At 73.1% G+C, this 18,584-nt stretch carries 15 protein-coding genes and 1 riboswitch; of the genes, 4 read left to right on the plus strand and 11 right to left on the minus strand.

The window, feature by feature from the left end; all coding sequences use genetic code 11:
* Positions 1–28: 28 nt before the first annotated feature.
* Positions 29–322, minus strand: coding sequence for a hypothetical protein (locus ACFU0Y_RS09590; RefSeq protein WP_380214259.1), 294 nt, complete (start codon positions 320–322; stop codon positions 29–31).
* A gap of 270 nt (positions 323–592) precedes the next feature.
* A complete protein-coding gene (locus tag ACFU0Y_RS09595; protein ID WP_380214260.1) occupies positions 593–2,119 on the minus strand; it encodes a gluconokinase in 1,527 nt (508 codons plus the stop codon).
* 218 nt (positions 2,120–2,337) lie between these two features.
* Here ACFU0Y_RS09595 and ilvD point away from each other — a divergent pair, with 218 nt between their 5' ends.
* From ilvD to ACFU0Y_RS09610, 3 genes are all read left to right on the plus strand, one after another.
* Complete coding sequence (gene ilvD / locus ACFU0Y_RS09600; RefSeq protein WP_380214261.1) at positions 2,338–4,170, plus strand: dihydroxy-acid dehydratase; 1,833 nt, start codon at positions 2,338–2,340, stop codon at positions 4,168–4,170.
* Between the two features lie 208 nt (positions 4,171–4,378).
* Positions 4,379–5,857: an alanine/glycine:cation symporter family protein gene (locus ACFU0Y_RS09605; RefSeq protein WP_380214262.1), complete on the plus strand. Its 1,479-nt coding sequence runs from the start codon at positions 4,379–4,381 to the stop codon at positions 5,855–5,857.
* Positions 5,858–5,931: 74 nt separating this feature from the next.
* The gene (locus ACFU0Y_RS09610; protein ID WP_380214263.1) at positions 5,932–6,453 is read left to right on the plus strand and encodes an OsmC family protein; all 522 of its coding nucleotides are present in this window, start codon (positions 5,932–5,934) and stop codon (positions 6,451–6,453) included.
* A 95-nt stretch (positions 6,454–6,548) separates the two neighbouring features.
* On the opposite strand, the gene ACFU0Y_RS09615 is transcribed toward ACFU0Y_RS09610, so the two are convergent.
* Positions 6,549–7,043, minus strand: coding sequence for a CoA-binding protein (locus ACFU0Y_RS09615; RefSeq protein ID WP_380214264.1), 495 nt, complete (start codon positions 7,041–7,043; stop codon positions 6,549–6,551).
* Positions 7,040–8,422 (minus strand): O-acetylhomoserine aminocarboxypropyltransferase/cysteine synthase family protein, encoded by a 1,383-nt coding sequence (locus ACFU0Y_RS09620; RefSeq protein WP_380214265.1) that lies wholly within the window; start codon positions 8,420–8,422, stop codon positions 7,040–7,042. Before ACFU0Y_RS09620 ends, ACFU0Y_RS09615 begins: the two co-directional genes overlap by 4 nt.
* 321 nt (positions 8,423–8,743) lie before the next feature.
* Between ACFU0Y_RS09620 and ACFU0Y_RS09625 the strand changes: the two genes are divergently transcribed.
* Positions 8,744–9,811 (plus strand): tartrate dehydrogenase, encoded by a 1,068-nt coding sequence (locus ACFU0Y_RS09625; protein WP_380214266.1) that lies wholly within the window; start codon positions 8,744–8,746, stop codon positions 9,809–9,811.
* Between the two features lie 91 nt (positions 9,812–9,902).
* Here ACFU0Y_RS09625 and ACFU0Y_RS09630 read toward each other — a convergent pair whose 3' ends face one another.
* The 7 genes from ACFU0Y_RS09630 to ACFU0Y_RS09660 all read right to left on the minus strand — a co-directional run bounded on the left by ACFU0Y_RS09630 (position 9,903) and on the right by ACFU0Y_RS09660 (position 18,377).
* The gene (locus ACFU0Y_RS09630; protein ID WP_380214267.1) at positions 9,903–11,522 is read right to left on the minus strand and encodes an SLC13 family permease; all 1,620 of its coding nucleotides are present in this window, start codon (positions 11,520–11,522) and stop codon (positions 9,903–9,905) included.
* Between the two features lie 79 nt (positions 11,523–11,601).
* Positions 11,602–12,324, minus strand: a complete 723-nt coding sequence (locus ACFU0Y_RS09635; RefSeq protein ID WP_380214268.1) for a succinate dehydrogenase/fumarate reductase iron-sulfur subunit — start codon at positions 12,322–12,324, stop codon at positions 11,602–11,604.
* A 124-nt stretch (positions 12,325–12,448) separates the two neighbouring features.
* Positions 12,449–13,198 carry a succinate dehydrogenase gene (locus ACFU0Y_RS09640; protein ID WP_380214269.1) on the minus strand — a complete coding sequence of 250 codons (750 nt, stop codon included), beginning with the start codon at positions 13,196–13,198 and terminating at the stop codon, positions 12,449–12,451.
* Positions 13,199–13,405: 207 nt separating this feature from the next.
* Positions 13,406–15,601: an AMP-binding protein gene (locus ACFU0Y_RS09645; protein WP_380214270.1), complete on the minus strand. Its 2,196-nt coding sequence runs from the start codon at positions 15,599–15,601 to the stop codon at positions 13,406–13,408.
* On the minus strand, positions 15,592–16,413 hold the full coding sequence (locus ACFU0Y_RS09650) for an ABC transporter permease (RefSeq protein ID WP_380214271.1): 822 nt from the start codon (positions 16,411–16,413) through the stop codon (positions 15,592–15,594). The genes ACFU0Y_RS09645 and ACFU0Y_RS09650 overlap by 10 nt, the downstream gene beginning before the upstream one ends.
* Entirely contained in the window at positions 16,410–17,453 is a 1,044-nt protein-coding gene (locus ACFU0Y_RS09655) for an aliphatic sulfonate ABC transporter substrate-binding protein (RefSeq protein ID WP_380214272.1), read from the minus strand. Before ACFU0Y_RS09655 ends, ACFU0Y_RS09650 begins: the two co-directional genes overlap by 4 nt.
* Before the next feature lie 90 nt (positions 17,454–17,543).
* The gene (locus tag ACFU0Y_RS09660; protein ID WP_380214273.1) at positions 17,544–18,377 is read right to left on the minus strand and encodes an ABC transporter ATP-binding protein; all 834 of its coding nucleotides are present in this window, start codon (positions 18,375–18,377) and stop codon (positions 17,544–17,546) included.
* 5 nt (positions 18,378–18,382) lie between these two features.
* Positions 18,383–18,486, minus strand: a riboswitch (SAM riboswitch).
* Between the last annotated feature and the right edge of the window lie 98 nt (positions 18,487–18,584).

Here is an 18,584-nt window from a genome sequence, read left to right on the forward strand (position 1 = left end):
CCCCGGGGCGGATCGGGGGGGCGTCCGCTCAGGCGGTGCGCTCCGGGGCGCCGCGGCCGGTCCCGTGGCGCAGGAGGTCGGCGCTCGAGGGCACGCGCGGGTGGTAGCGGCGGTCGAGGAGGGTGTTGGCCGCCCAGCTCAGCAGGTCCCGCTCCCGGGCGGGCAGGTCCAGGCACCGGTGCAGATACGCGCCGACCTCGAGCTCGCCGGCCGTCCCGCCCAGATAGAGGTAGCGGACCCAGAGCCGGCGGTGCCCGATCGACGCCCGCTCGAGCGCCTGCTGCAGTCCGACGGCCTGATCCCGGCCCAGGGAGTCCTCCATCGTGGTTCCTTCCGTGCGGGGGTGCGGGGGGCGTGGGATCGGAGGCTCCGGCTCCGGCCGGAGCGCGCCTCCGCACCCACAGGCTCTACGGTAGGAAGGCGTCCGGGCCGGAGCCACGGTATTCGCGGAGGTACACCTTTGTGTCCCCCTGTGAGGAAACGCCCGGCCGCCGACCAGGCGACGCCAAGCGGACCGTTCCCCGTTGCCCCGTTGCCCCGTTGCCCCGTTGCCCCGTCGCTCGGGCCCCCGGGGACCGGTGCGTTCGGCGGGTCAGGAGCCGACGACCGCCCCGTAGAGCTCCTCGAAGCGGGCGCGGACGGCGCGGTAGTGCTCCGCGCGACCGGCCACCGGCTGGTGCTCCGGCCCGTAGGGCGGGCGGGCCCGTTCCACGTCCGGAGCCAGCACCTCGAGGGCGAGCAGGGCGGTTCCGCGCAGCGTGGCACGCTTGAACTCGGCCCTCGTCACGGGCTTGCCCAGCGTGTCGGCCAGGATCTGCATCAGCCCGGGCACGTCCTGCGACGCGCTGCCCGAGGCCACCACGCGCTCCACGCCGCCGGCGACGTCCTCCAGCTCATCGGCCACGCGCGCGTAGGAGGCGGCCACGCCCTCCAGCACGCCCCGCGCCAGGTCCGCTCCGGTGGACGCGGCGGTCACGTCGGCCAGCACCGCCCGGGCGCCGCCTGCCCATCCGGTCGAGCGCTCGCCGGTGAAGAAGGGCAGCACCACCGGGGTGCGCTCGGCGGTGTCGGCCTCGGCGACGTCCTGCAGCGTGGTGTCCTCCGGCAGGACGACCGTGCGCTCGAGCCAGGCGAGGGCCCGGCCGACGTCGTTGAGGGCCCCGCCCAGCAGGCACCGGCGCGCGTCGACGCGGTAGCACCACAGCCCGGCCGGCACCCGCTCGGGGACGTGGTGCAGCAGCACGCGCGCGGCCCCCGAGGTGGCCGCGGAGACGACCATCGTCGAGGCGTCGGTCCCGCCCGTGCCCAGGTTGGCGCTCAGCCCGTCGGCCACGGGCGCGAACCAGGCCGCGTCCTCCAGGACCGGCCAGCGCTCGGCCACGGAGGCCGCGACGTCCGGGAGGGGCTCGTGCGGATCGGCCAGCGGGTTGAGCTGCTCCGCGTCCAGCCCGCAGGCCAGGAGCAGGGGCTCGTCCCACCGGCCGGTGCGGCGGTCCAGCATCCCGGTCCACGCGGCCGTGGCGGTCCCGGCGCGCGCGGTGCCCAGCAGCTGCAGGTGCACGTACTCGCCCAGGGACATCCAGCGCCGGGCCCGCTCCCACGCGTCCGGGTCCGTCTCCCGCAGCCACCGCAGCCGCGGGGCCAGGTACGAGGTGTGCAGCCGGGCGCCGGTGCGCTGCAGGGCGGCGGGCTCGTCGAGCTCCGCGCGCAGTCCGGCCAGCTGCTCGGCGCACCGGGAGTCCGCGTAGGTGAAGCACGTGGTGACCGCCGCGCCGTCGTCGTCGACGCCCACCAGCGAGGACGCGAAGGTGTCCAGGGCGACGCCCGCCACCCGGCCGGCCAGCGCGGGATCGGCCAGCACGAGGTCGAGGATCGCCGCGAGCTCGTCCGTCACCTGGTCGGGGTCGATCACGGAGGTCCCGTCCGCGGCGGTGCTGAACTCGTGCTCGATCTTGTGCCGGTAGCCCAGCACCGGGGTCCCCGTGGCGTCGTGCAGACCGCCCCGGCTGCCGGTCGAGCCCACGTCCAGGGCCATGACCAGCGGGTCGACGGCGTCCTGCAGGTCCACGCTGAACGCGGCGCCGTCGTCCGGCCGTGGGGGTGTCGAGGGATGGCTCATGGTCGGCTCCTCCTGAGGGCTGCGCGGCTGGCCCCAGTGTAGGAGGCCGCCCGGATGGCCCGGCCACATCGTGAGACGCGCGTCCGCCCAGCAGGACGTTGCGGTCGAAAAGCGTATTCTGGACGGCGGACCGCCGGCGGCCGGCCCGGGCGCTCCGCGGCTCGCGCCCCGCCCGCCCCGCCACCGGACATCACCGACCGAGGAGACCCAGCTCCGCCATGCCCCACCTCCGCTCCCGCACCTCGACCCACGGCCGCAACATGGCCGGCGCCCGCGCCCTGTGGCGCGCCACCGGGATGGGCGACGACGACTTCGGGAAGCCGATCGTCGCGATCGCCAACTCCTACACGCAGTTCGTGCCGGGCCACGTGCACCTCAAGGACATGGGCGACCTCGTGGCCTCGGCGATCCGGGAGGCGGGGGGCGTGGCCAAGGAGTTCAACACCATCGCGGTCGACGACGGCATCGCAATGGGCCACGACGGCATGCTGTACTCCCTGCCCTCCCGCGACATCATCGCGGACTCCGTGGAGTACATGGTCAACGCCCACCGGGCCGACGCACTGGTGTGCATCTCCAACTGCGACAAGATCACGCCCGGCATGCTCCTGGCCGCGCTGCGGCTGAACATCCCGGTGGTCTTCGTCTCCGGCGGGCCCATGGAGTCCGGCGAGGCCGTGGAGGGCGTCGTGGAGCACCGCCTGGACCTCGTGGACGCGATGTCCATGGCCGTGGACGAGTCCGTCACCGACGAGCAGCTGGCCCAGATCGAGCGCAACGCCTGCCCCACCTGCGGGTCCTGCTCGGGCATGTTCACCGCCAACTCCATGAACTGCCTCACCGAGGCCCTCGGCCTGTCCCTGCCCGGCAACGGCACCACACTCGCCACCCAGGTGGCCCGCAAGGAGCTCTTCCTCGAGGCCGGCCGCCGGGTGGTGGACCTGTGCTGCCGGTACTACGAGAAGGACGACGAGTCCGTGCTCCCGCGCAACATCGCCACGAAGGCGGCGTTCGAGAACGCCATGGCCCTCGACATCGCCATGGGCGGGTCCACCAACACGATCCTGCACATCCTCGCCGCCGCCCAGGAGGGCGAGGTGGACTTCACCCTCCCGGACATCGACGCCCTGTCCCGCCGGGTGCCCTGCCTGTGCAAGGTCGCGCCGAACTCCACGCGCTTCCACATCGAGCACGTGCACCGAGCCGGCGGCATCCCCGCGATCCTCGGCGAGCTGCGCCGCGCGGGCCTGCTCAACGAGGACGTGCACACCGTGCACGCCCCGGACCTGGCCACCTGGCTGGACGAGTGGGACGTCCGCAGCGGCAGGGCCTCCGAGCGGGCGCAGGAGCTGTTCCTCGCCGCGCCCGGCGGGGTCCGGACCACCCAGGCGTTCTCCACGGCCAACACCTTCGAGTCCCTCGACCTCGACGGCGAGGACGGTTGCATCCGCTCGGTGGAGCACGCCTACACGCAGGACGGGGGCCTGGCGATCCTCTACGGCAACATCGCCGAGGACGGGGCGGTCATCAAGACCGCAGGCATCGACGAGGAGCTGTTCCACTTCGTCGGCAAGGCGTTCGTGGTCGAGTCCCAGGACGAGGCCGTCTTCGAGATCCTGTCCAAGAACGTGCAGCCCGGCGACATCGTGGTCATCACCCACGAGGGCCCCAAGGGCGGTCCGGGCATGCAGGAGATGCTCTACCCGACCTCCTACCTCAAGGGTCTCGGCCTCGGCCGGGAGTGCGCCCTCATCACCGACGGCCGCTTCTCCGGCGGCACCTCCGGCCTCTCGATCGGGCACATCTCCCCGGAGGCCGCCGCCGGCGGCGCCGTGGGCCTCATCGAGACCGGCGACGAGATCGAGATCGACGTCGCCCGGCGCGTGCTGCGCGTGAACGTGGACGACGCCGTCCTGGCCGCCCGCCGGCAGTCCCGGGGCCCCGCCCCGTGGTACCCCACGAAGCCGCGCGAGCGCCAGGTCTCCAAGGCCCTGCGGGCCTACGCCTCGATGGTCACCTCCGCCGACAAGGGCGCCGTGCGCGTGATCTGAGCCCGCGGGGCGGCGGCCGGCGGCGACCGGCACCTGCGGGCCGCCGCCCCGGCACCTGCGGGCCGCCGCCCCGGCGCGCGCGGAGGGTGGAGACGCGCATCACGTCCACTAGAGTTCCGTCGGGGCGCGCAACCGCTGCGCCCGGTCGTTCACGCGGACCCCGCAGACCCCACGCCGGGGGCCCGCGTCGTCACAGTTCGGAGCTGCAATGGAACTCGTCACCGATCTCGTGGGCACCCTCGGCGGCTGGGTGTGGAACGTGGTCTTCGCCATCCTCATCGGGGTGGGCCTCTACCTGACCGTCCGCACCGGTGTGGTCCAGCTGCGGCTGGTCCCGGAGATGTTCCGGGTGCTGGGCGACAAGCCCGGTCTGGCCGAGGACGGCAAGAAGGGCATCTCGGCGTTCCGGGCCTTCACCGTCTCCGCCGCGTCCCGCGTGGGCACCGGCAACATCGCCGGCGTCGCGATCGCCATCAGCCTGGGCGGGCCGGGCGCGGTGTTCTGGATGTGGGTGATCGCCGGCATCGGCGCGGCCAGCGCGTTCACGGAGTCCCTGCTGGGCCAGCTCTACAAGATCAAGGCGCCCACCGGCTACGTGGGCGGGCCCGCGTACTACATGGAGCGCGGTCTCGGCGCGCGCTGGATGGGACTGCTCTTCGCCGTCGTCATCACCCTGACCTACGGGTTCGTCTTCAACTCCGTGCAGTCCAACTCGATCGTGGACGCCCTGGGCGGTTCCCTGAACATCGACATCGCGGCCGCGGAGACCCTGTGGTTCCGGATCCTGGTCGGCGCCGTGCTCGTGGGGCTCACCGCCGCGATCATCTTCGGGGGCATCCGCCGGATCTCCGCGGTCTCCGAGATCGTGGTCCCGATCATGGCGGTGCTCTACATCGGGCTGGGCCTGCTCGTGGTCGTCCTGAACCTCGGCGAGGTCCCCGCGGTGCTCGGCCAGATCCTCCAGGGCGCCTTCGGGATCCGCGAGTTCGTCACCGGCGGGCTGATCGGCGTGATCATCCAGGGCATGAAGCGCGGCCTGTTCTCCAACGAGGCCGGCATGGGCTCGGCCCCCAACGCCGGCGCCACCGCCTCCGTGTCCCACCCGGCGAAGCAGGGCTTCCTGCAGGCGCTCGGCGTGTACTTCGACACCTGGCTGATCTGCTCGATCACCGCGTTCATCGTGCTCCTGTCCGACCCCGAGTTCGGCGGACGGGAGGGCGCGTCCCTGACCCAGTCCGCGCTGGCCCTGCAGCTGGGCAACTGGGCGGTGCACTTCCTGACCGTGGCGATCTTCCTGTTCGCGTTCACGTCCGTGATCGGCAACTACTACTACGGCGAGTCCAACATCCGCTTCCTCACCGGCTCGCCCGCGGCGATGACCGCCTACCGCGTGCTGGTGCTGGTGTTCGTCTTCGGCGGCGCCGTGCTGGCCCTGGACCTCGTCTGGTCCCTGGCCGACCTGTTCATGGCGTTCATGGCGACCATCAACCTCGTGGCCCTGGTGCTGCTCGCCGGGGTGGCCGTGCGGGTGCTCCGGAACTACGAGGCCCAGCGCAAGCAGGGGCTCGAGCCGATCTTCCACAGCGGCGACGTCCCCGGCCTGTCCGGGCTCGGCGCGTGGGACGGCACCGACGTGGTGACCACCCGTGCCTACTGGGAGGACCGGGCGGTCGAGCGCGTCCGCTGAGACCCTCCGTTGAGACCGTCCGGCGCGGGCGCCCCGCGTGGTGCCGTCCGCGCCGGACGCTCTACAGTGGCCTCATGGAATCTCGAACCCAGATGACCGCCGGGGAGCTCCGGCAGCTCCAGGCGCCCCTCAAGGACCGCTACCGGGAGGCGCCCGCGGCGGCCCGCACGCCCCTGCACTCCCGCGGGGACTTCCGGGACCCCGGACTGACCTGCACGGTCGACACCTGGGCGGGGCCCGTGCGGGGCGGTCCGCACGCCGCCACCGGCGGGGACGGCAGCGATGCCTGCTCCGGGGACATGCTCCTCGACGCGCTGCTGGCCTGCGCCGGCGTGACCCTGCGCAGCGTGGCCACCGCGATGGGCGTGGAGGTGCGCTCGGCCGAGCTGAGCGCGGACGGGATGTTCGACGCCCGCGGCACCCTCGGCGTCGACCGGTCCGTGCCCGTCGGGGTCCAGGACGTCGTGGTGACCGCCCGGGTGGACGCCGACCTCGACGACACCGGCCTCGAGCGTCTCGCGCGGGCCACGGAGCGCTACTGCGTGGTCAGCCAGAGCCTGAAGGCCGACGTGCGCTTCGTGCTCGAGCGCGTGTAGCGGTCCGCCCCCGGAACGAGGACGACCCCGGAAGCGCCAGGCTTCCGGGGTCGTCCGTCGTCCGGAGCAGATCCGGGCCAGGCCCCGGGCCCGTCTCAGGCCAGGACCTGGCGCTTCGCCGAGACCACGCCGGTGTTGAAGCCGGCCAGGTGCAGGCCGCCGTGGAAACGGGCGTGCTCGATCTTCACGCAGCGGTCCATGACCACGGTGAGCCCGCCCTCCTCGGCGATCCGGGCGGCCTCCTCGTGCCAGGAGCCCAGCTGCAGCCACAGGGTCTTCGCCCCGACCGCCACGGCGTCGCGGGCCACGCCGGGCAGGTCGTCGTGGCGCCGGAACGCGTCGACCACGTCGGGCGTCTCCGGCAGGTCCGCCAGGGACGGATAGACCGGCCGGCCCATGATCTCCTGCAGCACGGGGTTGACGAAGTACACCCGGTACGGCGAGGAGGACAGCAGGTAGGTCGAGACGAAGTAGGAGGCGCGGGACGGCTTGTCGGACGCGCCCACGATGGCGATCGACTCGGTGCCGTGCAGGATCTGCAGCCGCTCGGGCGCGCTCGGCCCCGTCCAGGTGCGGGTCTCGGGGGTCATCGGAGCACTCCTTCGGTCGTGGTCGCCGTGGCGGCGCCGGCGGTGGCCCCGCCGGCGGGGCCGGTGGCCTCCCGGGACAGGCCGGTGGCCGCGGTGAGGGCCTGGTCCAGGTCCCAGAGGATGTCCTCGACGTCCTCGAGGCCCACCGACAGGCGGATGAGGTCCTCCCGCACCCCGGCCTGGAGCAGCTGCTCGGCGCTCAGCTGCTGGTGGGTGGTCGAGGCCGGGTGCAGCACGAGGGTGCGGGCGTCGCCGATGTTGGCGAGGTGGCTGGCCAGCTGCAGCTTCTCGATGAACCGCGCGCCGACCTCCCGCCCGCCGAGCCGGTCCGTGGGGGAGACCCCGAACGCGAACACGGCGCCGGGGCCGAGCGGCAGGTACTTCCGGGCCCGGTCGTGGTGGGGGTGGTCCGGCAGCCCGGCCCAGTTGACGTAGGAGACGCGCGGGTCCTCCGCCAGCCACCGCGCGACGGCGTGGGCGTTGGCCAGATGCGCGTCCATGCGCTGCGGCAGCGTCTCCACGCCCTGGAGCAGGTTCCACGCGGACTGGGGGGACAGGGCGGGGCCGATGTCCCGCAGCTGCTCGGTGCGCAGCCGGGTCAGGAACCCGTACTCCCCGAAGTTCCCCCACCAGGTGACGTCGTTGTACGTCGGCACCGGCTCCGTCATGGCCGGGAAGTTGCCGTTCGCCCAGTCGAACCGACCGGACTCGACGACGACGCCGCCCAGCGTGGTGCCGTGCCCGCCCAGGAACTTGGTGGCCGAGTGGATGACGATGTCCGCGCCGTGCTCGATGGGGCGGACCAGGTACGGCGGGGTCATGGTCGAGTCGACGACCAGCGGCACGCCGGCCTCGTGCGCGACCGCGGCGAGGTCCTCCAGGTCCGCGACGTCGCCGGAGGGGTTGGCCACGACCTCCGTGTAGACGGCCTTGGTCCCCGGGCGCACCGCCGCCCGGTAGTCGGCGGGGTCGGTGCCGGGCACGAACGTGGTCTCGATCCCGAAGCGGCGCAGGGTGACGTCCAGCTGGGTGACCGTGCCCCCGTAGAGCTGGGCGGAGGCCACGATGTGGTCCCCGGCCTGGGCGAGCGCGGCGAACACCAGGAACTCGGCGGACATGCCGGAGGCGGTGGCCACCGCGCCGATGCCCCCCTCCAGGGAGGCGATGCGCTCCTCGAACGCCGCGACGGTCGGATTGCCGATGCGGGAGTAGATGTTGCCGTACTTCTGCAGGGCGAACAGGTTGGCGGCGTCGTCGGCGTCCTTGAAGACGAACGAGCTGGTCTGGTAGATCGGGACCGCACGGGCGCCGTGCTCGGCGTCGGGGGTGCCCCCGGCGTGCAGGGCACGGGTGCGGAACCCGAACTGGTGGTCGGCCATGGGGAGAACTCCTCGTGCGAGTGGTGCCGCTGGACGGTCCCGGGCGGAGGACGGGCCCGGCGGGGGTGCCGGGGGGTGCGGTGCTCCATCGGTCCTGGCGGTAGCACCGTGCGGTCTGCGACGTCGACCACGGTTGCTGCGGCGTCGTCGATCCAGGTCTCTCGGCCGCTCGGGATGGCTGCCTCCCATTGTGCTGTCCCGGGACGTCCCGCGCCACCTGGTCCCCCGGCCTCGGCCGGGCGGGGTGGCCGCCCGCTATGATCTGCGCCATGCGCGGAAGGCGGCCGCCTTGCCCGCGCCCACGACGCTGCGGAGGACCTCGTGACGAGAACACGGCACTACACGATCGACGTGATCGCCGGCGACGGGATCGGCCTGGAGGTGATGCCGGCCGCGCTGCGCTGCGTCGACGCGCTGGCGCGGACGCACGGCTTCACCGTGGACTGGCGCGAGCGGGACTGGGGGTCCGACCACTACCGGGCCCACGCCCGGATGATGCCCGTGGACGGCATCGAGCAGCTCGCCTCCGGCGACGGCGTGCTGCTCGGGGCGGTGGGCGCCCCGGACATCCCCGACGACGTGACCCTGTGGGGTCTGCTGATCCCGATCCGCCGTGAGTTCCACCAGTACGTCAACCTCCGGCCGATCCGGATCCTGCCCGGAGTCACCTCCCCCCTGCGCGGGCTCGACGAGCTGGACCTCGTGGTGGTCCGCGAGAACATCGAGGGCGAGTACTCCGAGGTGGGCGGGCGGCTCTACCGCGGCCGGCCCGAGGAGATGGCCGTCCAGGAGTCCGTGTTCACCCGCACCGGCGTCACCCGCATCGCCCGCTACGCCGCCGAGCTCGCCCAGCAGCGCTCCGGGCGGCTCGTCTCGGCCACGAAGTCCAACGGCATCATCCACACCATGCCGTTCTGGGACGAGGTGGTGGCGGCCACGGTCGCCGAGTACCCGGGGGTGACCGTCGAGAAGGTCCTCATCGACGCGCTCGCCGCCCGGATGGTGCTCAAGCCGCGGAGCGTCGACGTGGTGGTCGCGTCCAACCTCTTCGGGGACATCCTCTCCGATCTCGCCGCCGGGGCCGCCGGCTCGATCGGGGTCGCGCCCAGCGCCAACCTCAATCCGGAGAAGGACCACCCGTCCATGTTCGAGCCGGTGCACGGGTCTGCCCCGGACATCGCCGGGCAGGGCATCGCCAACCCCGTGGGCACGATGTGGGCGGCGGCCCTGATGCTGGAGCACCTGGGCGAGGAGGAGGCGGCCCGGCACCTCGAGTCCGCCTTCGAGGGGGCCATGGCCGGCGGCACCCTGACCGGGGACCTCGGCGGGACGGCGAGCACGGAGGAGTTCACGCAGGCCGTGCTGGCCCGGTGCACCACCGCCCCCTGAGCCGTGCGGCCGGTCCGCCCGCCTGATCCGTCCGGCGGCGCGAGCCGGGGGCCCGTGGACGCCACGGACCCCGGCTCGCGCCTCGAGCGGGCTAGATCACCAGGCCCAGGGCGAAGGGCCCGATCAGCACGGTGAAGATGGTGATCAGGATGACACCCACGATGTTGAGCACGATGCCGCCGCGCACCATCTCGGCGATCTTGACCTGGCCGGTGGCGAAGACGATGGCGTTGGGCGGGGTGCCCACCGGGAGCATGAACGCGCACGTGGCCGCCAGCGCGGCCGGGATCAGCAGCGTCATGGGGTCCACCCCGATGCCCACGGCGACCCCGCCGAGGATCGGGATGAACGTGGCCGCGGTGGCGGTGTTGGAGGTGATCTCGGTCAGCAGCAGCACGATCGTGACCACCGCCGCGAGCAGCAGCACGATCGGCAGCGCCCCGAGCCCGGTGACCTGCTCACCGAACCAGGCGTCCAGGCCGGTGCCGGCCACCGCGGCGGCCAGCGAGAGACCGCCGCCGAAGAGCAGCAGCACGCCCCACGGCAGGCCCTCCTCGGCGTCCTTCCACTCCAGGGTCATGTTTCCCTGCTTGTCCCCGGGGAGCAGGAAGAGCAGCACGCCGGCGCCGATGGCGACCACCGTGTCGTCGAAGAGGTCCAACCAGGGAAGCTGCTCGCCGAGGTTGCCGATGCCGGCCAGCAGCCCGGGGACGATCCAGCAGAACGCCGCGAGGACGAACACGGCCAGCACGGTCTTCTCGCCCTTGCTCATGGTGCCCAGGGCGGCGATCTCCTCGTTGATCAGCTCCTTGCCCCCGGGCACCTCGGCCAGGTCGAAGCGGAAGATGACGCGGGTGATGATCAGCCAGGCGAGACCGATGAACACGATCACGATGGGCACACCGAGCATCATCCACTGCGCGAAGCCCACCGTGCGGCCCAGTTCCTCGCTGATGTAGCCGGCCACGATGGCGTTGGGCGGGGAGCCCAGCAGGGTGCCCAGCCCTCCGATGGTCGCGGCCCAGGCGATCGCCAGCACCAGGGCGACGCCGAAGAGGCGCACGTCGCGGTCGTCGATGACGTCGCTGATGGCCTTGCCGCCCCGGATGTCCTCGCCCATGGCCTCGGCCTCGGCGCGGGTGCCGCCCTTGCGGCTGTTCTCGACCACCAGGGTCAGCACGGACAGCCCGATGGGCAGCATCATCAGCGTGGTGGCCGTGTTGGACACCCACATGGACAGGAACGCGGTGGAGATCATCAGCCCGAGGATGATCTGGCGGGGGTGGGTGCCCACCCGGCGCAGGGTGAGCAGGGCGATGCGGCGGTGCAGGTTCCACTTCTGCATGGCGATCGCGATGAGGAACCCGCCCAGGAACAGGAACACGATCGGATTCGCGTAGGGGGCCGTGACCTCGGAGACCTCCAGGGCGGTCAGCACCGGGAACAGCACGATCGGCAGCAGCGAGGTCACCGACAGCGGGATGGACTCCGTCATCCACCACACCGCCATCAGGGTGGCCACCGCCCCCACCACGCGGGCGTCGGCGGAGACGTCCGCGCCGCCGAGCAGGAACCACACCACCAGGGCCAGCAGCAGGCCCAGGCCCCGCAGCATCCAGGTCCGCGCCGGCGCCCGCGCGGGCTCCCGGTCGTCCGGCTCGTAGTCGAACTCGCCCTGCTCGGGGACTATGTTTCCGGAGCGCTCGCTCATGTGATGCACCTCACGGTCTCGGGGACGTGCCCGAAAGGTAGCAGTCACGCCCGGGAGCGGCAAGGCGCGCTGCGCCGGGTCATCCGGGGTCCGGCGTGTTCCCGCCCCGGCGCGGGAAGCGGTTGCGCAGGTACTCCTGCGCCACTGCGGAGAGGTTCTCGATCGGCAGTCCGGCCGGGCAGACCTCCACGCAGTCGCCCAGCAGGGAGCAGGGGCCGAACTGCTCCTCGGACGCCTCGATCACCTTGGCCGACCGCTCCCGGCGCTCGGCGTCGTCCTTGGCCAGCGGAGGCAGCTCCTTGAGCATGGTGCCCACGAACAGCTGACCGGACCCGTTGGGGCAGGACGCCACGCACGCCCCGCAGCTGATGCAGCCGCCGTTGGCCAGGGCCTTCATCGCCACGGGGAACTTGCCGGCCTTGGCCACCAGGCGCAGCGCCTTCTTGTCGACGGAGAGGTCCTGTTTGACCGGGAAGGAGGACGCCCGCAGCGGCTCGATGCGCACGCGGTCCCCGTCCCGGTAGGCCCCCAGGTGCTGCATGCAGCTCGCGGCGTTGCGCTCCGGGCCGTGCGCCACGCCGTCGACCGTCACCCCGCACTTGCCGCAGATCCCCTCGCGGCAGCCGTCGTCGAAGACCACCGGGTCCTCGCCGGCGGCCGACAGCTGCGCGTTGATCCGGTCGAGCAGGTCGAGCACGGTCATGTCCGGGCTCGCGTCCGGGACGTCGTAGGCCGTGAAGTCCCCCGGCTCCTCCGGGGAGGGCTGGCGCCACACGTCCACGGTCAGGGAGAAGGTGCTCACTCGCTCGGGTCCTTGTCGTCTCGTCGGAGGTCGTCTCGTGCTCGTTCGCCGGGCGCTGCCCGGCCCTGCCGCAGGTCGTCCTGCCGCAGGTCGTCCCGCCGGCGGGGGCGGGCGGCCACGGGGCTCAGCGGACCGCGCGGGTCAGCACGGCCACCGGGATCGTGGTGTTGCCGGCGGCCACGGCGGCGCCGAAGGCGTTCGCGGCGATCCGCAGCCGCCGCCGGTCGCCGGCCACGCCGAGGTCGTTGGCGATCTCGGGGATGCCGTGCACCAGGTGGGCGGCCAGCGCCGCCATGGACAGGGCGTAGGCGGCGGCCACCGGCGGGCGGGAGAGGCTGGCCACCAGGTTGGCGTGGGCGCTGCCGTGCTCGAACCCCCGGGCCGCGGCGGGCCGGGCGCCCAGGGTCAGGTCCAGCACGTGGAAGAGCGTGAACAGCCCGAGCACCCCGCCCGTGCTGCGCATCGAGCGCTTCGCGACCGTCCACGGGGAGCGGCGCCGGCCCCGCGGGCGCCGGCCGGTGCGCGGCAGCAGCGTCCCGTTCGCCGCCCAGGACCGGGCGGTGAGCACCGCGGCCGCGCCCACGTGGACCACGAGGCCGCCGGCGAGCACGCCGCGGGCCGCCCAGAGCACCGTGCCGCGCGGCAGCACCGGGGCGCCGGCCGTGCGCAGGAACTCGGCGTAGGCGTCGAACTTCTCGGCCCCCTGGTAGACCTTCAGGTTGCCCAGCATGTGCACGAGCACGTAGCCCGAGAAGAGCGCGCCGGAGGCGGCCATCGCGAGCTTCAGCTCGGCGTTCGGCAGCTCGGGCAACAGCCGCTCCGGCACGGAACGGGCAGGGCCTGCGGGACGGGGGGAGTCGTTCACGGCATTCATCCTAGGGGCGGTGCGGGCTGGGACGTCACAAGTCTCAACGTCCTTGCAGAGGGGGTCACGGGCCGTCACGGAGCCGCGCCGAGGGGGCGTTCTCCGCCGCCGCGCCGGCGCGAGGGGTCGTTTCCTGCCGATACGGGCAGCTCATTCCGGCAGAGAGCGACCCCTCGTGGCGGAGGAGCGCCGGACGCGACCCCGCGCGGCGGGGCCCTACCGCCGGGCGGCCAGGACGCCGGCGATGCGCTCGAGCGACTCCTCGTTCTGCAGCGAGGACCGGTCGCCGAGCGGGGCGCCCTCCCACAGCTGCGCGAGCAGGCGCCGGGTGATCTTCCCGGACCGGGTCTTCGGCAGGTCCGGGACCGCCACGACCGCCCGCGGCTTGGCGATCGGCCCGATCTCGTGGGCCACGTGCTCGCGCAGCGCCGCGGTCAGCTCGTCCGCCGGGACGCGGGCGGCCTCGGGCGTCAGCACCACGTAGGCGAGCACCGCGTGGCCCGTCAGCTCGTCGCGCACCGGCGCGGCACCGGCCTCGACCACCCACGGGTGGGTGACCAGCGCCGACTCGATCTCGATGGTGGACAGCCGGTGCCCGGAGACGTTGATGACGTCGTCGACGCGCCCGAGGATGTAGACGTCGCCCTCCTCGTCGCAGCGCGCGCCGTCCCCGGCGAGGAACCAGCCCTGCTCCGCGTAGGCCTCCCAGTAGGAGCTCAGGTAGCGCTGCGGATCGTTCCACACGGTGCGGGCCATGGACGGCCCGGTCCGGTCCACCACCACGAAGCCCGGCACCCCGGGCGGGACCGTCTCCCCGGCCTCGTCGACCACGCGGGTGGAGATCCCCGGCACCGCGCGGGTGGCGCAGCCGGGCTTCAGGGCGGTGTGGGGGGCGTCGTCGTCGAACGTTCCGGGCGGCGCGAACTGCGGGTCGTGCGGACGGGGGGACATCACGGTGGCGCCGGTCTCGGACTGCCACCACGTGTCCACGAACGGCACCTCGTCCCGGCCCAGCTGCGCGCGCAGCCAGCGCCAGGCCTGGGGGTTGATGGACTCGCCCACGGAGCCGAGCAGTCGGATCGAGTTGAGGTTGTAGAGCGGCGGCACCCCTTTCGGGAACGCGCCCATCAGGGAGCGGACCAGCGTGGGCGCCGTGTAGTAGACGGTGACGCCGTAGCGCTCGATGACCTCGAAGTGCCGGCCCCAGTGCGGGGTGTTCGGGGTGCCCTCGTAGATCACCTCGGACACGCCGTTGACCAGGGGCCCGTAGATCTCGTAGGTGTGCGCGGTGACCCAGGCGAGGTCCGCGGTGCACCAGTGCACGGTGGCGTCGACCTTCGCCGGGTCGTTGACCGTGGCCAGCTCGTCCGGGCGCAGCCGCCCCTCGCCGTCGGGCACGTCCGGCAGCAGGTCGAAGAGCAGGGCGTGCGTGTACGCCGCCTGGACGAGGTAGCCGCCCATCGTGTGCACCAGGCCCTTGGGCCGCCCGGTGGTCCCCGACGTGTAGATGATGAACAGCGGCGTCTCGGCGTCGAAGGCCTCGGGCACGTGCACGTCGGACTGCTCCGCGACCAGCTCGTGCCACCACACGTCCCGCCCGCGCGTCCACGGGACGGCGTCCTCCTCCTTGGAGTGCGTGCCCCGGGTGCCGCGCGGCAGGTCCGTGCGGCCCGGCCGCGAGGTGCGGCGCACGACGACGACGTGCTCGATCGCGTTGTCGCCCCCGCAGGCCTCGTCGGCGACGGCCTTCACGGGCACCACGGCCCCGCGCCGGTGCTGGCCGTCCGTGGTCACCAGGACCTTGGCGCCGGTGTCCTCGACGCGGAACCTCAGCGCCTCGGCGGAGAACCCGCCGAAGACCAGCGAGTGGACCGCGCCGATGCGGGCGCAGGCCAGCGTGATGATGACGGTCTCCGGGATGACGGGCAGGTAGATCACCACGCGGTCGCCCTGCTCCACGCCCAGCGCCAGCAGCGCGTTGGCGGCGCGGGAGACCTCCCGCTGCAGGTCCGCGTAGGTGTAGACCAGCCGGTCCCCGGGCTCGCCCTCGAAGTAGAGGGCCACGTGGGCGCCGCGGCCGGCCTCGACGTGGCGGTCCACGCAGTTGTGGGCCACGTTGAGCCGGCCGCCCTCGAACCAGGCGATCTCCGGGACCGACCAGGTGGGGCCGCCGTGCTCGTCCTCGCCGATCCGCCGAGGCGCCTCGAAGCGGTGCGCGGTGGTCCACGGCCGCGCCCAGTCGAGGCGCGAGGCCTGCGCCTCCCAGAAGGCGATCCGGTTCTCGTCCGAGACCAGGGCGGGATTGGGGGTGGGGGAGCGGGGGTCGCTCCAGCTGAGGCTCACGGTGCTGCTGTCCTTTCCTGCCGGCACGGACGACGGTTCCACTGTGCCAGGCGCACGTGTCAGGCCCATTTCCGGGCGGCCCACTTCTCGAACACGCCCAGCAGCGCGTCCGTGGCCTTGCCGAGCACCGCCAGCAGCACGATCGCCAGCAGCAGCCGGTCGGTGCGGCCGTTGTTCTGCGAGTCGGTCAGCAGCCAGCCCAGGCCCATCGAGGCCCCCAGCAGCTCGGCGGCCACGAGGAACAGCCACGCCTGGGCCAGGGCCAGGCGCAGCCCGGAGATGACCGAGGGCATGACGGCCGGCAGCTGCACCGTGGTGAGCAGGCGCAGACCGTGCAGCCCGAACGCCCGCGCCGCCTCGATGAGGTTGCGGTCCACGTGCTGCAGGGCCGCGGAGACGGTGGTGTAGACGGGGAAGAACGCGCCGATGGCCACGAGCGTGACCTTGGAGTCCTCGCCGAGGCCGATCCACAGCAGCAGCAGCGGCACCCACGCCAGGGACGGCACCGCGCGGAACGCCCCGATCGTGGGACCCACCAGGGTGGAGCCCCAGCGGGAGAGGCCGATGAAGGACCCGGCCACGAGTCCGAGCCCGGCGCCGATCGCGAAGCCCAGCAGCACCCGCTGGGTCGAGATCCCCACGTGGGTCCAGAGGTCCCCGCCGGCCAGCAGGCCGATCCCGGCCTCGAGCACCGCGAGCGGGGCCGGCAGCTGCACGGCGCTGAACACCCCGGCGGTGGACAGCACGTGCCACAGCGCCAGCAGCGCCGCGGGCAGCAGCAGCCCCAGCCCGGCGCGCAGCAGCGGCCGCCGCCGGGAGGCCGGCGCGGCGGCGTCCTCGGGGCGCTCCGTCTCCTCGGCGGGTGCCAGCGGCTGCGTCACTGCCCGGCCCCGATCAGCTCGGCCGCGCGGGCGGCGTCGGCGTTCTCGGCGTAGGAGCTCTCCACGATGCTTCCCAGTGCCGTGTCGATCTGCTCCTGGTCGGCCACGTCGTCGGACTCCACGAAGATCGGGCCGACCTTCTCGAGGACCGCCAGCTGCTCGTCGCCGGGCACGTGGTCGATGTCCAGGTTGGTGCGCTCGAGGACCTTCTCGGCCACGGACAGCTCGATCCCGGCCGCCTCGGCGAGCAGCTGCGCGGTCTCCTCGGTGTTCTCCTGCGCCCACTCCCGGGCGTAGGCGTAGACGTCCACCACCGTCTGGGCGGCCTCGGGCTGCTCCTCGAGGAAGTTCTCGTGGGCGTTGAGGAAGCCGTAGGTGTTGAAGTCGACGTTGCGGTAGAACAGCTCCGCGCCGTTCTCCTCCGCGGCGGCCATGATCGGGTCGAGCCCGGACCAGGCGTCCACCTGGCCGTTCTCCAGGGCGGCGCGTCCGTCGGCGTGCTGCAGGTTCTGGATCGTGACGTCCCCGGCGTCCACGCCGGCCTCGTCGAGGGCCTGGAGCAGGAAGAAGTACGGGTCGGTGCCCTTGGTCGCGGCCACGGTGCGGCCCTCGAGGTCCGCGACGTCCTGCACGTCGCTGTCGGCGGTGGTGACCAGGGCGGACCACTCGGGCTGCGAGTAGAGGTCGATCACCTGGATCGGGGTGCCGTTGCTGCGGGCCAGCAGCGCCGCGGAGCCGGCGGTGGAGCCGATGTCCACCGCCTGCGCGCGCAGCGCCTCGTTGGCCTTGTTCGACCCGGCGGACTGCACCCACTCCACGTCGATCCCGTCCTCGGCGAAGGCGGTCTCGAGCCAGCGCTTCTCCTTGATCACCACGGAGAGCGGGTTGTAGGTGGCCCAGTCCACGCGGACGGTGCCGTCCCCGGCGGCCTCGGCGGGTGCCTCCCCGGAGCCCTCACCCGCCATGCACCCGGTCAGGCCGAGGCTCAGGGCGGCGGCGAGGGCGGGGATCGTGCGGGCGGAGCGGTGGGGCAGGGGCATGGCGGGGCCTTTCGGAGTGGGCGGACGGTGCCGGGCGGCGCGGGCGGGCGCCGTCACCGGTCCGGGGCAGGGAAGCGGGAGCGGGCCGCGTCAGCGGGTCGCGGGGTGGTGGGTGTCGACGCCGAGGTGGCCGAGGAGCTGCACGCGCAGCTCGGCCAGGACCTCGGAGGCCCGGTCCCGGGGACGCTCGCCGGGCACGGCGAGGATCGTGCTGATCGAGGCGGGAGCGGTGGGCCCGGTCCGGCCCAGGACCACGATCCGGTCCGCGAGCTGCAGCGCCTCGTCGACGTCGTGGGTGACGAGCAGGACGGTGGTGGGCTGGGCCGCGTGGATCGTGAGCAGGAGATCCTGCATCCTCAGCCGGGTCAGGGCGTCGAGCGCGCCGAAGGGCTCGTCGAGCAGCAGGACCCCGGGGTTGCGGGCGAGGGCCCGGGCCAGGGACGCGCGCTGGGCCATCCCGCCGGAGACCGCGCGGGGACGGTGGCCCGCGTGCGCGGTGAGCCCGACCAGGCGCAGCAGGTCGTCGACCACGGCGTCGCCCTCGTCCCGGGACGTTCCGCGGGGCAGGCCCAGGCGGACGTTCTCGCGCACGGAGCGCCACGGCAGCAGGCGGGGCTCCTGGAAGGCGACCGCGCAGCGCGGGTCGATCCCGGACACGGGGGTGCCGTCGATGAGGACCCGGCCCGCGGAGGCGGTGTCGAGGCCCGCTGCGGCTCGCAGGAGCGTGGACTTGCCGCACCCCGAGGGGCCCAGGATCGCGAGGACCTCGCCGGGGCGGGCCGTGACGTCGACGTCCTGCAGGACGTGGTGCGTCTCGCGACCGGACGGGAAGGCCTTGCCGACGTGCTCGAAGGCCACGGAGAACGCCCGCTTCGGGGTGCCGGGCGAGGCGGACGGCGCAGGGCTCAGCAGAGAGGTGCTCATGATCAACTCCATCGGTCCTGGCATTAGCACCTCGCACGGGGATCAGGCGGATCCGTGCCGGTTGCTGCGACGTCGACGAGCCAGGTCTCTCAGCCGCTCCGGATGGTTACGCCACCAATTGAACGTCCTCGGCGTGTTCCCTGGCAAATCCCCCGCACCCGTGCTCGCCGACGGCACCGCGCCGGCACGTCCCGCCGGCACGTGTCC

It is taken from the genome of Kocuria sp. NPDC057446, assembly GCF_042802875.1.
Taxonomy (GTDB): Bacteria; Actinomycetota; Actinomycetes; order Actinomycetales; family Micrococcaceae; genus Kocuria.

Bases quoted from the DNA above. Each gene is read 5' to 3' on its own strand.
- ACFU0Y_RS09590 (WP_380214259.1), bottom strand. From the start codon at position 322: ATGGAGGACTCCCTGGGCCGGGATCAGGCCGTCGGACTGCAGCAGGCG.
- ACFU0Y_RS09595 (WP_380214260.1), bottom strand. From the start codon at position 2,119: ATGAGCCATCCCTCGACACCCCCACGGCCGGACGACGGCGCCGCGTTC.
- ilvD (WP_380214261.1), top strand. From the start codon at position 2,338: ATGCCCCACCTCCGCTCCCGCACCTCGACCCACGGCCGCAACATGGCC.
- ACFU0Y_RS09605 (WP_380214262.1), top strand. From the start codon at position 4,379: ATGGAACTCGTCACCGATCTCGTGGGCACCCTCGGCGGCTGGGTGTGG.
- ACFU0Y_RS09610 (WP_380214263.1), top strand. From the start codon at position 5,932: ATGGAATCTCGAACCCAGATGACCGCCGGGGAGCTCCGGCAGCTCCAG.
- ACFU0Y_RS09615 (WP_380214264.1), bottom strand. From the start codon at position 7,043: ATGACCCCCGAGACCCGCACCTGGACGGGGCCGAGCGCGCCCGAGCGG.
- ACFU0Y_RS09620 (WP_380214265.1), bottom strand. From the start codon at position 8,422: ATGGCCGACCACCAGTTCGGGTTCCGCACCCGTGCCCTGCACGCCGGG.
- ACFU0Y_RS09630 (WP_380214267.1), bottom strand. From the start codon at position 11,522: ATGAGCGAGCGCTCCGGAAACATAGTCCCCGAGCAGGGCGAGTTCGAC.
- ACFU0Y_RS09640 (WP_380214269.1), bottom strand. From the start codon at position 13,198: ATGAATGCCGTGAACGACTCCCCCCGTCCCGCAGGCCCTGCCCGTTCC.
- ACFU0Y_RS09645 (WP_380214270.1), bottom strand. From the start codon at position 15,601: ATGGGCCTGACACGTGCGCCTGGCACAGTGGAACCGTCGTCCGTGCCG.
- ACFU0Y_RS09655 (WP_380214272.1), bottom strand. From the start codon at position 17,453: ATGCCCCTGCCCCACCGCTCCGCCCGCACGATCCCCGCCCTCGCCGCC.
- ACFU0Y_RS09660 (WP_380214273.1), bottom strand. From the start codon at position 18,377: ATGAGCACCTCTCTGCTGAGCCCTGCGCCGTCCGCCTCGCCCGGCACC.